Consider the following 13,226-nt stretch of genomic DNA (forward strand, 5'->3'; position numbering starts at 1 on the left):
GCGCTGCTGGTGTTGCTGGCTGTGCATTTACTGTTAGAGCCGTAGTATTTGAAGTACATCCGCCAACGGTTGTTGTCACGTTATAGTTTCCTGCAGCCAATCCTGAGAAAGTTCCTGCTGCATTGCTTTGTGCAGCAACTACTGGACTTGTTCCTGTTACGGTATAACTTACTCCTGAACCATTTGCTGGCGCCGTTACTGTAATCGTTCCAGTGGCAAGAGTACATGTTGGTTGTTCTGTTACACTTGCTGTTGGCGCTGCTGGTCTAGTAGTTACCGCTACAGTTTTATTTGCTGTATTTACACATCCTCCAACCGTTACAGAATAAGTGATTTCTGATGTTCCCTCGGAGGCCCCTGTTACCAATCCTGTTAATGAATCTACAGTAGCAACACTTGTATTGCCACTAGACCATGATCCTCCTGAGTTGGTGCTTGTCCAAGTTGTTGAAGTCCCACTACATAATGGTGAAATTCCGGATATAGCTTGGGCGGCAGCCGCATTCACAGTTACGGTAGCCACCTCACTGGTTGTAGTTCCAGATGAATTTGTAACTAAAACGCGATAATAAGTTGTATTAGTAAGTGCTGGTGTAGTATAGGTTGCAGTTGTTGCCCCCGAACCTCCGGAAACATTTCCATAAACTCCACCAAAAGCAGTTGAGGATTGCCACTGATAAGACATTGTTGATGCACTCGAAGCTGTCACTGATAATATGGTTGAAGAACCTGAACAAATTGATTGACTTGCAGGCTGCATGCTTATTACGGGTGGTGATGATGCACTAAAAATTGTTATTGAAAAATTATAAATGGATACACAAGAATTGCCACTACTACTGCTCACAGTCATAGTTGCTGTGTATGTTCCAACAGCTGCGGAAGCTGGAATTACTAGAACGATATTACCTGGTGCAGCTGGAATAGCTTGCGCAGTGGTTACATCAGTAAAACCTTGATTGTTGGCTGCTATAGAATAATCAATACTATAAAGATCCGCTACAGGAGAACTTGATTTGGCTGAAAAAGGATAATTAAGCGAAGTTGTTCCCTGCTGAACTGAAAGCGATGTGGTACTAAATGTTACTGTAGGTGAAGGACGCTGTGTATCAAAATTGATTGGTACTGTTGAAGTTATTGCACAATTATTATCGGATGATTTATATGCTTTAACGTAAATATTCAATAAATTGGCAGATAATGCAAAAGTAGATAAGGTAATAGGGCCACCAGTTCCAACCGCAGATGGACCAACAGCGGTTCCCGCTCCATTCACTAATTCATAAATTACACCAGATTCAGATGAATTTAAAATGATACTTCCAGGACGTCCTGAACAATAGGACTGACTGCCCCCAGTATAGGTTTGTAAAATTGGTGTTTTACATAAAACTGTAACCTGAGTTGCGCTTAAATTGCTTTCGCAACCAGCTCCAACAGATACAGATATTTGAATAATACCACCAACATATAAATCATTTGGAGATAAACCATTAACTGTCCAATTTCCTGCTGCATTCACGTCAACGGTGTAAGGAACGGCAGAAGTATTAACAATTGGCGATCCATCTTCATATAGCGTTATTTTAACAGGATAAGTTCCTCCAGATATCGTACCAGTAACAAAACTTTGTCCCTCGGTGGGCGCTGTAATGCCAATAGTATAGGCTGTAGTACTAGACTGTCTTGTATAGGTAACTGGCGCAGAATCTGCACTTGTTAATACACACGATGTTCCATTTATTTTTGCAACTATAGTTCCGGATGAAACTGTTGGTACAATAGACCAACTTCCTCCGATTACAGTGCCAGTACCTACTATAGTGCCCGCTGAATTAGGTTGATATAAAGTAATTGTGGCACCATTTTCCGAAGAAGTGCCACGTGCAGCAAACGGAGATGCAACACAACTAAATGTTGTGATAGTTGGAGTAGCGGCAATTCTAGTAACAGTAACTGAGTTCGAAGGTGCGGAATTACAAAACCCATTATTCGTCCTAACATCTGAAATACTATTTTGTTTCGCAGTAATAACTTGACAGGCAGTTAATGCAGGAACTGTTACAGACCAATTTGTAGTTGATAAGTTATTTTGAGTAGCAATTTGCACTCCATCTGCATATACTATGATATTGAAACCTATTTGGCCTGTACCTGAAATTGTTGTTTCACCTGCTGTTAATGGTGAACTAACTGCTGGAGGATTTGATATATATGAACCTAAACAAACTTCCAATCGTGGTGAAGTACAACCTTGTAACGTTACTGTGGCATAATATGTTCCGTCTGGAACCTTAGATCCATTTGCAGTAGGCGTTCCATTATTCAGTAAAGCTTGATTACTGGTTACGTTACCAGTTGTAAGTGTTTTCCATAGAGAACCATCAGCGTTGTAAACATTAATCGTAACAACACCTGTAAGTGTTGCATAATTTACAATCATATCTTTATCACCATTCGTTCTGGTTATTGAAGTAGGAGCAGCTATCGTACATGGTGCTCCTAAAACAGTTTTTTCGCTACAATTATCTATAGAGGTCCCTTTGCCAATTGCTTTTGCGGTCGCTCTTACAATCTGTCCTGTTGCTAATGTACCAGATGGACTAAGCACAGAAACATTTATTGTCCATGTAGTTCCTGTTGTGGTAGTGGTTCCTGTTCGTAACAATGTCACTCCATCACTAGCATAAACAGAAACTGTGATTAGAGTACCCGAAACTTCTGTTGAAGTACCTGTGATAGTGGTATTAGCAGTATAAATTGGCCCATTTATAGCAGGACAGGTTGTACGATCTTGGCATACTTGACCTGCAGGGCAAGGTGTATAATTATCAATAAGATCAGTTAAACAATTATTAAGACTTCCACAACTAGAATCTACTCCAGCTACATCAGATGCCGAAGATAAATTGCATATTGTTGATTTATTAGCAGCCATATTATCAACAACTGCCATACGAACTGGAGTACTTGCATTTATTGTAACAGGAGCCGGTGTTGCTGCAGCAAAAGTGGTGGTCAAATCACTCATTTTTACGAAGAAATCATAAAAATAGTCTGGATCTCCACAATTGTTAGTAAGTGCTTTCGATTTTTGATAATTGGTAGTTCCAAGGTATGAAATAACTGGTGTACATTTCGCATTATTTACATCATATACAAAAACACCAAAATTAGTTGCCAAGACAATTTCAATTTCAAAACCTGGATTTGAACTAGAAAATTGAGGATCTCTATTGGGACCGCTCCCTCCAAAAAGGCCGTCGGTATCAATTAATATGCTATAACTTTTAGAATTTGGAGATGATTTACCCATTCTCATTCTAAACATCCAGTTTCCGTTCGCATCTATATATTGCTGAATAGGATCCTCATCACCTTCGTCAACAAAATCAGTAAAACCACAATTAGGTCCCGCATACAAATCACCATTAGGCTCGACCTTGATAAAAACCAAAGAGCGATATGGAATTTCACTTTCGATTTGATCATCTGAGATGAATCCAGAAGTATTTGCAGATGTATAACCATCACCATTGGGATCCAAAACGCTGTTGCCTGGTGCAGAGGCTGGTGTAGTAATTAATCCTGGTGTTTGCCCAGTTACTGTTCCAAAAGAAAGAAAAAAGAGAAATGCAATAAATAGGGAAATTTTTATAGAAGTAAAGTTTTTCATGTATGATGGGGGCATATTAGAAATAAAAAAGAGTAGCAATCAATTATTCACACAGAATCCCCAACATTAGATTTAAATTTAATGTTGGGGATTTCGAAATAAAATCATAGTCGATAATTACGAAAAAAAATCAAAGTACCATCAGGGTTACAAAATCGGCTATTGCGCTTTTGACCAGAACCAGGGAACGAATTAATGGCATTTTCGAAATTAAAGAATTGCTTTAAAAATCTATTGTCTTTAGAAACAATAGCATTCCACCGTAGACAAATAAATTTTACCAGAGGCAGAATAAAAAATAATGATAATTGAAACAAAGTAGTACCAATAGTAGAGTTCTTCATACTTTAATTTTCTTATTAGTTTTTTAATTTTGATATCCTATTCACTTCCATACGACAATTGTAAAAATCACTACAAAATGACAACTTATAGCCTTGCTTTTTTTATTTAGCTGCACAAAATAATTTGATTACCTTAATAAGTTTTACAATCTTAGAAATAAAAAACTAAAAGTAGTAAAATTCAGCACTTTGAACCCACAAAAATAGATGTTTTACTACTCAAAGAAAATTTTATCCAATTTATATTAACTTTTGTCGACAAAGTGCATTTTTCTTAGCCAAAGTACGTCTTATCTCAAATTAATATAATATATCTTATTAAAAAATTGCATTTTTTTTTCTGAAAATTCGGTTTTTCAATAATTTTTTTTACCAAAATGCATCAAAACATCCGTGCAAAAGCACAATAGATCTTTTAATTACGTCTAAAAATAAAATTAATGATATATCAAACGAGGTATTTAAGAGCTAGTATGCTTGTTTAGCAGATAAGAAAATCGTTTTTTTTCTAGTAAAAAATTACTAGTATACACGATTACAAACAAATGAATGTTTATGCTCCTACTTTGGAAATGGATTAATTTTATTGCATTAAAAAATCAATATGCTTTATCAGCTAAACTGTATCAAATCATCAATTGTCTCAAAAAATATTGCATAAACAGGAGCAAATATACAAATCAAAAGAACAAAAAAAATAAATTGCTTTCGAACCATAAATAGTCCAATAAACGCCATTTTTTCACGATAAACCGTACAATTTAATATTATTATTAACTTTTAACGAATTAATAATTTTTCATTTTATTTCGAAAAATAGCAACGGTATATGGCACCAAAATACTAGTAAAAAAGCCTACTATAATAGCATAAACCACTGCGTAGAATTATTATTAAAACAATACTATTTTTACATTTTTTATAATCCGTCATAAAAAAAATTTACGAAGCCGTTACAAAACTAAAATGAGAACTATTACAAAACCACAGAATTTAAATACGACAAACGATGCCCTAAATTTAAATAAAACGCCATTAAAAAATATTCGGAATGGTTGGTTCCCGACCTCGAAACCGTTCCAAATTTAGCCGGATCATTAAGTCACATAAGAAATCAGTCCTTCAAGCTCAAATATATTGGCCCTCTAAGCCGCCTGCACAAAAAAGATTTGGACTGTAAATTATGCGCTTTCTTAACATTCGAAAGAGTACTTGATGATTTTTGTTTGGATAATCTCAAATCTGAATTAAATAATTTTACCTTCTTAATTTAAAAGTTAAAGTTATTTTCGCTTGAGACTTGCGAAATAGGACTTGCAAAATAAAATAGTAGTGCCCACATAGGCAAAATTCTTTTTAAGAATAAAAAGAATAGCTTTAGCGATAAAAAAAATTGTTTTGTAGGTTAACAATTTGATTTGGGGAGTTTTTTACCATAAATTAATAATTCTTCAATTATTACTCATACACTTTAAAATTTGTTTTAAAATTTTAGTTATGTTTTTACATTTTTAACTGATAAACTAGTAAGAAAAAACAATTATAAATACGTTTCCCTACCAATGACTTAAATAGTCGTTGAAACGTTCGTTTTACGGCCAATTACATTAATAATCGCGGGCTAAAATAGAAAAATAATGAAAACTTAAATTTTAACCGCTAACTTTTTTAAATACAATTGATTATAATTTTTATTTATTTTTTTAAATGTACCAAAAATATTTAGAAAAAAAAGCCGAAAAATTAGCTTTTCTTTTGTAAATTGTTGTGGAATATTTCGCTACTTGGAACTTAGTTTACTTCGATTTCTAAATGATTATTTTCTTATGAAAAATTTAATTTTAATTAGACATGCAAAGTCAAGTTGGGATGCTCCTTTACATGACAAAGAAAGGCCTTTGACACACCATGGAATTAAAGATGCCCATCTTGTTTCTTTAAAAATCAAAGATATTCTCCCTAAAACATATATTATCTGGAGCAGCTCCGCAAAAAGAGCTTCAGACACAGCACTTATTTTTGCTCAAAATATTTCTTATCCTATTGAATCTATCATTTATAAAGACGACCTTTATACATTCGACGAAAAAAGACTAGAGAAAGTTATTAAATCAAGTGATAATTTATTCGATAGTGTTATTCTTTTTGGTCATAATGGTGCTATTACAAATTTTGTTAATAAATTTGGGGATGTCATTATTGATAATGTTCCTACAGCTGGGTTTGTATCTTTACAGTTTAAAACGGATGATTGGACAAAAATTGATAAAGGCAAAACAAAAAAAATAATATTCCCCAAAGATTTAAAATAAGTACATGCCAGAACATAAATATATTGATAGAGAAAAAAGTTGGTTAGCATTTAATGCAAGAGTTCTTCAAGAGGCGGCAGATGATTCGGTACCTTTATTAGACAGACTGCGATTTTTAGGGATATTTTCTAATAATCTTGATGAGTTTTTTAGAGTTCGTTTTGCAGCTATCAGACGATTAAGTCTTTCAGGAATATCAGGAGAAAAGTATTTGGGTGGTATTTCGGCTCAAGAATTAGTTAAAGATATAACAGAAATTGTAATAGAGCAGCAATCAGAAAGTTTACGAATTTTAAGTACGATTGAGGCTACATTAGAGTCTAAGAATATATTCATTATCAATGAAGATCAGATTTCTATCGATCAGGAAATTTTTTTAAAAGATTTTTTCATTCAAAAGTTAAGTCCTGAATTGGTTACGATCATACTAAATGATTTAGCTGAATTCCCATTGTTGAAAGATACTTCGGGATATTTAGCGATAAAGCTCATTATGAAACTTAATAATGAGGTCCGATATGCAATTGTTGAAATCCCAAAAACATTAAATCGTTTTGTTGTCCTGCCTTCAGATAATGAAAAACAATATGTCATCTTAATTGATGATGTGATAAGGCATAATTTGAGTAGTATTTTTAATATTTTCGATTACGAAAGTATTTCGGCTCATATGATAAAAATTACCAGAGATGCCCAATTAGACATCGATAGTGATTTGAGTAAAAGTATGATTGAAAAAATTACCACAAGTGTAAAAGACAGACGTATAGGGGAACCCGTTCGGTTTATTTATGATCAATTAATTGACAAAGATACGCTACAGTTTTTTCTGGATAAAATGAATATTGTTGCTACGGATAGTATAATTCCTGGTGGCAGATACCATAACAGACGCGATTACATGAATTTTCCAAATCTTGGTAGATTTGATTTATTATATAAAACTAATGACCCACTGCCGATTCCCGGTTTAAGCCTTGAAGGGAGTATGTTAGAAAAAATAAGTAAAAAAGATTATTTATTAAATGCGCCTTATCAGTCTTTTTCTTATCTGACAAAATTTTTGCGAGAAGCAGCCCTTGATCCAAAGGTAACTTCTATAAAAATTACTTTATATAGATTGGCTAAAAACTCTCAAATTATAAGTTCGCTAATAAATGCAGCCAAAAATGGAAAGAAAGTTACTGTTCAAATAGAATTGCAAGCACGTTTTGATGAAGCCTCTAATATTTCTTATGCAGAGCAAATGCAACTTGAAGGTATAGAACTCATTTTTGGAATAAAAGGATTAAAAGTGCATAGTAAAATATGTGTTATTGAAAGAATTGAAAAGGATAAAATTAAAAGGTATGGTTTCATTTCCACCGGAAATTTTAATGAATCTACAGCAAAAGTATATACGGATGTAACCCTTTTTACAAGTCATCAACAGATTCTAAAAGACATCACAAAAATATTTGATTTTTTTGATATCAATTACAGAGTGCATCGCTACAAACATCTTATTGTTTCCCCTCATTATACCCGATCTCGATTTTATAAATTGATAGACAGAGAGATTTTGCACGCATTAGCAGGCAGAAAAACATTCATAAAATTAAAAATGAACAGTTTGTCTGATTTTAAAATGATTGATAAATTATACGAAGCAAGCACAGCAGGAGTGAAAATACAACTTGAAGTAAGAGGGATTTGCTCCTTGATACCCGGTATTACTGGAATGAGCGAAAACATTGAAGCGATAAGTATCGTAGACAATTATCTGGAACACTCTAGAATTTATATATTTGGTAATGCCGGGCAAACGGAAGTTTACATTTCTTCTGCTGATTTTATGACCAGAAATCTGGATGGTCGAGTTGAAGTTACTTGTCCAATTTATGATCAGGAAATTAAAAATGAACTAATTGACAATTTCAATTTAGGATGGAAAGGAAACGTGAAAGCCCGTTATCATTCTTATACATTGGATAATAAATATAGAGTAAGAAATCAGGATCCTATTTTCAGGGCTCAATGGGAGACTTATAAATATTATCAAAACAAAGTGGAAGTCCTGGTAGAAAAAGCTACTTAGGGGTAAACTATTTATCATTAATTAAAATTAAAAATAGATTTCAAATCATAATATAAGCATGATTAAAATTAAAAAATATGCAGCGATTGATATTGGTTCAAATGCAATGCGTTTGTTAATTACCAATATTGTTGAGCAAGATGGAAAAGAAACTCAATTTAATAAAAGTTCATTAGTTCGTGTTCCAATTCGTTTAGGACAAGATGCCTTTACCGTAGGTGAAATTTCTGAAGAGAATATGGAGCGTATGTGTGATGCGATGAGAGCGTTCTATTTGTTAATGAAAGTTCATAAAGTGGAACGTTATATGGCCTTTGCCACCTCGGCTATGAGAGAGGCTTATAACGGTAAAGAAGTTGTTGCCCTTATCAAGAAAAAAGCGGATATCAAAATAGAAATAATCGACGGAAAAAAAGAAGCTGCAATAATTGCTTCAACTGATTTACACCATTTATTAAAATCGGATCAAACCTACCTTTTTGTAGATGTAGGTGGTGGAAGTACTGAATTTACCTTGTTTTCAAATGGAAAAATGGTAAATTCGAGATCTTTCAAAGCAGGGACAGTGCGTTTAATCAATGAAATGGTATGTGATGTGGTTTGGGATGAAATTGAAAAATGGATTAAGATAAATACCCAAGATTATGATGAAGTTATCTTAATAGGTTCCGGCGGAAATATTAATAAGTTATTCAAAATGTCGGGAAAAACTCAAGAAAAACCTTTGTCTTATATTTATATGAACTCTCAATATGCTTTTTTAAATACACTTACATATGATCAAAGAATATCAGAATTGGGTTTGAATCCCGATCGTGCCGATGTAATTATCCCTGCTACAAGAATTTATCTTAATGCAATGAAATGGAGTGGAGCAAGAAATATTTATGTGCCTAAAATTGGTCTTTCAGATGGTATTGTAAAAGCGATGTATCTCGGTAAAATATAATTTAAATAACTGATTTTTAACTATTTAATTTGAAATTTGGAATTACCTTTATGTAAAAGTATCCAAATGGAAAAGCATAGATTAGTAATGTTCAGTGATGGTGTTTTGGCAATAGTAATAACCATCATGATATTGGAAATCAAAGTGCCTCAAGGAAGAAATTTCAGTGATTTAATACCTCTATTTCCAAAATTTATTAGTTATATTTTGAGTTTTACTTATTTAGGTATATATTGGAAAAATCATTATCATTTGATGCAAAGTATTACAAAAATAAACGGCAATATACTTTGGGCTAACTTACATTTCTTATTCTGGTTGTCATTGATACCTATTTCAACTAATTGGATGGGGGAGCATCTTTTTGCTAAAGCCACAATGACATTGTATGGCGTAATTCTTTTTTTATGCTCCATCCATTTTTGGATTCTCCAATGTGTAGTTATTGCAAACGAAGGCAAAGATTCATTGTTAGCGAAAGCAGTAGGAAAAGATAGGAAAGGAAAAATCACCCTCATTTTATATTTTATAGCGATATTATTTTCTTTTCTAAACGAATGGGTTGCTGGTTTTATTTATATAATGGTTGCCATGATATGGCTTAAGCGAGACAAAAAAATTGAAAGAAAAATAAATCCCCATGAAATAGATCCAGCTGAAAAAGAAATAAATTCAGTGCAAAAAAGAACAGGTCCACACGAAGAATAGATGTTGTATATTGGTTCAGTTTAAATGAATCACCTGAGTTTAAACATTGAGGTCAAGTCCAAAAGTAGTTCTCAATAAATCAATATTTGGATTTATTTCAAGAAGCCTGTTGTATCGGTCCTGGTCATTAAAATTTCTCTTACTTTCAACACTTTCATTCACAAGAACTTCTATTGTGATATCATGATTGTGCAAATGACCTTTCAAATGCCCTAAAAGTCCGTTGACTTCTTTTTCAAAATCTAATTTTGAACCTTCATTTGGCAATTCTAATGTGATGGCAGTTCCGTTGAGTTTTGGATCGTTTATTAATAATAGCGATTCCATGATTTTATAGCCTTTATCTCCTAAACGTTGGGCATATTTATTCCAAAATAGTAACATTTCTGTTTCCGTGAAAGCCTCAGTAGGTAAATGAAGTACTTCTTTTACAATTCCTTTATTGCTTTCTTCCAATGCTTTTTTGGCACGAATACTCGACAATGAAAAGGCAGAAACTTTTGTTTCACTTGAATTTGGAATGCCAATTTTTACTGCAGGGTCAGGAATTGCAATTGTTGGAACAATAATTATCGGATCCGGTTCTTTTTCTTGAACAGATTCTATAGTTTGAACAACAGGTTTTGAATCTTCAGTTTTAGTTTGAACTGTTATTGAGTAATCATTCTTTCTAAAATAGGTGGGTGGAATTATAAATTTGTCAACTTTTTTTTTTCTCCATCAAAAGTGATAGAGGCCAATTGCATTAAACAAAGTTCAACAAGTAATCGCTGGTTTTGACTTAGCTTGTATTTTAAATCACAATCATTTGCAATCTCAATTCCTTTCAAAAGAAAGTCTTGACTACATTTTTGTGCTTGCACACCATACATTTGTTGGGCTTGTTCACCAACTTCCAATAATGATAAAGTGGAAGGAGTTTTTGAAACCAATAAATCTCTAAAATGCGATGCTAATCCTGAAACAAAATGATGCGAATCAAATCCTTTAGAAAGAATATCATTAAAAGCCAATAGTAATTCAGGAATTTTATTTTCCAGAATTAAATCGGTAACTGAAATGTAAGTTTCATAATCTAACACATTCAGGTTTTCGGTAACGGCCTGACGTGTCAAATCTTTTCCACAAAAAGAAACCACTCGGTCAAAAATAGACAAAGCATCACGCATGGCGCCATCTGCTTTTTGTGCAATAATATGCAAAGCGTCATCTTCAAAATTTACACCTTGACTAGTTGCAACTTCGGCAAGATGTTCTTTGGCATCTTTTACGGTAATTCTCTTGAAATCAAATATTTGGCAACGAGAAAGTATCGTTGGAATAATTTTATGTTTTTCAGTAGTAGCCAAAATAAAAATGGCGTGCTTTGGCGGTTCTTCAAGTGTTTTCAGGAAAGCATTGAAAGCTGCCGATGACAGCATGTGAACCTCATCAATAATATAAACCTTGTATTGTCCGGTTTGTGGCGGAATACGGACTTGGTCAATTAAATTACGGATATCATCAACTGAATTGTTAGAAGCTGCATCTAATTCGAAAACATTAAAAGCAAAATCCTCATTTGGATCGTCATAACCTGGCTGATTGATTTTTCGAGCCAAAATACGAGCGCAAGTAGTTTTACCAACTCCACGAGGTCCTGTAAATAATAGGGCAGAAGCAAGGTGATTGCTTTCTATGGCATTCAATAAAGTATTTGTAATGGCTTTTTGGCCTACAACATCTTTAAATGTTTGAGGACGATATTTACGAGCCGAGACAACAAATTGTTCCATAGAATTTTTATTCGAAAGCAAATATAGGTTTTAATTTAAAGATGGAAAAATATAAGTATTGAAAGATTTTATAATTTTTCAAATGGTTTTTATTTCCCAAATTCCCTAGCCCAGATAATAGTGAAAATCCTTATGAGCCGGGGTTCGGCGAATAAGATTGCAAAGGATAGCTGGACACGAACGAAGCGAACTGACGAAGTAAATTGCTCCTCATAAATTGCAATTTGAAAAATATTGAATATTTCGAAATCTGATGGGATTGTTAGCTAATAACTGCTTTTGAAGAATTCAAAAATTTCAATCCTGATAGCGGATATTCCGGCACTCCTTTTTGTTGTATTAATACTTTAAATTTCATTCCCATATCTACCAATAATCTGTAATTTATCATTGATTGCTGCATTGCCATTTGCAAATTCCCCGGATTGTTTTTTAAAGCTGAATTTTGATATTCTTTAATACCCAACGCTAATAAAAATTGCGCTTGATCGACGATTCCGCAACAGTCCATTCCGTATTGGGAGCCCCAATTCGAAAGTGCTGAAAAGTTGATGTGCGTTGTGATATCTTGTTGACCGATAAATTGATAGGGATTCTCGTTTGTTTGATGTTTCTGATAACATAAGAGTGTACCGCAACTCCTGCGGTTGTTGTATAATTCAGCCGATAAAGATCCATAATCGATGGTGATTATATAGCCTTTCTGTAAGGATTGAGAAACGTCCTTTATCCAAGATTTAGCTTCAAGATTTACTTCTGTGCGGAAGCCTTTTGGTAATTGTACATTTAATGAAGTAAAATAATCGGTAAGTTCTTTTTTTGCGGGTTTCAAAATTTCGATAAAGTCCTCATTATAATCTACAAATACCTCCATAAGTTGGTCTTCCATAATTACCTGATGAACGGCGAAATTATCAATCAATTCATTAGATAAAATACAGCCATTAATTTCAGGAATTTCTTGAATGGAGTTATACCAGTTTACTTTTTCATGCAAATGTTTCTTTTGAATTTCTCGCATGCTGGAGCTTTTTTCAATAATGCAATACGTTAAGCTGTCATATAAAGAGCTATTATTCTTGAGATAATCTAAAATATCATGGCATAATAAACCAGTTCCGGCACCATATTCAACAATTTTAAAAGATTTTTTTTCTAAGTTTTCCCACATTTCTTCTATTTGGCGGCCTATCATAGCGCCAAATGCGGCAGTGAGATTGGCACTGGTGTAAAAATCACCATTTGCCCCAATCTTGTTTGGAGCAGAATTATAATATCCCAATTCAGGATAATACAAAGCCATCTCCATAAAATCCCGAAAAGATATGGGACCTTCTTTCTTGATTCGTTCTATTATAATTTCGGAAAGTAACATCGGATTTTGG

The 13,226-nt window shown here is 33.6% G+C and carries 9 protein-coding genes; 5 read left to right on the forward strand and 4 right to left on the reverse strand.

Going from position 1 to position 13,226, the window contains the following annotated elements; all coding sequences use genetic code 11:
• Positions 1-3,691, reverse strand: a 3,691-nt coding sequence (locus tag ACFX5E_RS06355; RefSeq protein ID WP_379854355.1) for a beta strand repeat-containing protein, incomplete at its 3' end; no start/stop codon positions are given.
• A gap of 2,155 nt (positions 3,692-5,846) precedes the next feature.
• Between ACFX5E_RS06355 and ACFX5E_RS06360 the strand changes: the two genes are divergently transcribed.
• The 4 genes from ACFX5E_RS06360 to ACFX5E_RS06375 all read left to right on the forward strand — a co-directional run bounded on the left by ACFX5E_RS06360 (position 5,847) and on the right by ACFX5E_RS06375 (position 10,066).
• Entirely contained in the window at positions 5,847-6,332 is a 486-nt protein-coding gene (locus ACFX5E_RS06360; RefSeq protein ID WP_379854356.1) for a SixA phosphatase family protein, read from the forward strand.
• Positions 6,333-6,336: 4 nt separating this feature from the next.
• Positions 6,337-8,409, forward strand: coding sequence for a polyphosphate kinase 1 (gene ppk1, locus ACFX5E_RS06365; RefSeq protein WP_379854357.1), 2,073 nt, complete (start codon positions 6,337-6,339; stop codon positions 8,407-8,409).
• Positions 8,410-8,467: 58 nt separating this feature from the next.
• Entirely contained in the window at positions 8,468-9,358 is an 891-nt protein-coding gene (locus ACFX5E_RS06370; RefSeq protein WP_379854358.1) for a Ppx/GppA phosphatase family protein, read from the forward strand.
• A gap of 66 nt (positions 9,359-9,424) precedes the next feature.
• Positions 9,425-10,066: a TMEM175 family protein gene (locus tag ACFX5E_RS06375; RefSeq protein ID WP_379854360.1), complete on the forward strand. Its 642-nt coding sequence runs from the start codon at positions 9,425-9,427 to the stop codon at positions 10,064-10,066.
• A gap of 39 nt (positions 10,067-10,105) precedes the next feature.
• Here ACFX5E_RS06375 and ACFX5E_RS06380 read toward each other — a convergent pair whose 3' ends face one another.
• Positions 10,106-10,522, reverse strand: coding sequence for a DNA polymerase III subunit gamma/tau (locus tag ACFX5E_RS06380; RefSeq protein WP_379854361.1), 417 nt, complete (start codon positions 10,520-10,522; stop codon positions 10,106-10,108).
• Positions 10,523-10,529: 7 nt separating this feature from the next.
• Here ACFX5E_RS06380 and ACFX5E_RS06385 point away from each other — a divergent pair, with 7 nt between their 5' ends.
• On the forward strand, positions 10,530-10,661 hold the full coding sequence (locus ACFX5E_RS06385) for a hypothetical protein (RefSeq protein WP_379854362.1): 132 nt from the start codon (positions 10,530-10,532) through the stop codon (positions 10,659-10,661).
• A gap of 94 nt (positions 10,662-10,755) precedes the next feature.
• Here ACFX5E_RS06385 and dnaX read toward each other — a convergent pair whose 3' ends face one another.
• Together dnaX and ACFX5E_RS06395 are read right to left on the reverse strand one after the other, a co-directional pair.
• Positions 10,756-11,841: a DNA polymerase III subunit gamma/tau gene (gene dnaX, locus ACFX5E_RS06390; RefSeq protein WP_379854363.1), complete on the reverse strand. Its 1,086-nt coding sequence runs from the start codon at positions 11,839-11,841 to the stop codon at positions 10,756-10,758.
• A gap of 262 nt (positions 11,842-12,103) precedes the next feature.
• A complete protein-coding gene (locus ACFX5E_RS06395; protein ID WP_379854364.1) occupies positions 12,104-13,216 on the reverse strand; it encodes a class I SAM-dependent methyltransferase in 1,113 nt (370 codons plus the stop codon).
• Between the last annotated feature and the right edge of the window lie 10 nt (positions 13,217-13,226).

It is taken from the genome of Flavobacterium xylosi, from assembly GCF_042787345.1.
Classification (GTDB): domain Bacteria; phylum Bacteroidota; class Bacteroidia; order Flavobacteriales; family Flavobacteriaceae; genus Flavobacterium; species Flavobacterium xylosi.

What these genes read in the sequence shown, in the direction of transcription:
- ppk1 (WP_379854357.1), top strand. Translation starts at nt 6,337, where the DNA reads ATGCCAGAACATAAATATATTGATAGAGAAAAAAGTTGGTTAGCATTT.
- ACFX5E_RS06375 (WP_379854360.1), top strand. Translation starts at nt 9,425, where the DNA reads ATGGAAAAGCATAGATTAGTAATGTTCAGTGATGGTGTTTTGGCAATA.
- ACFX5E_RS06360 (WP_379854356.1), top strand. Translation starts at nt 5,847, where the DNA reads ATGAAAAATTTAATTTTAATTAGACATGCAAAGTCAAGTTGGGATGCT.
- dnaX (WP_379854363.1), bottom strand. Translation starts at nt 11,841, where the DNA reads ATGGAACAATTTGTTGTCTCGGCTCGTAAATATCGTCCTCAAACATTT.
- ACFX5E_RS06370 (WP_379854358.1), top strand. Translation starts at nt 8,468, where the DNA reads ATGATTAAAATTAAAAAATATGCAGCGATTGATATTGGTTCAAATGCA.
- ACFX5E_RS06395 (WP_379854364.1), bottom strand. Translation starts at nt 13,216, where the DNA reads ATGTTACTTTCCGAAATTATAATAGAACGAATCAAGAAAGAAGGTCCC.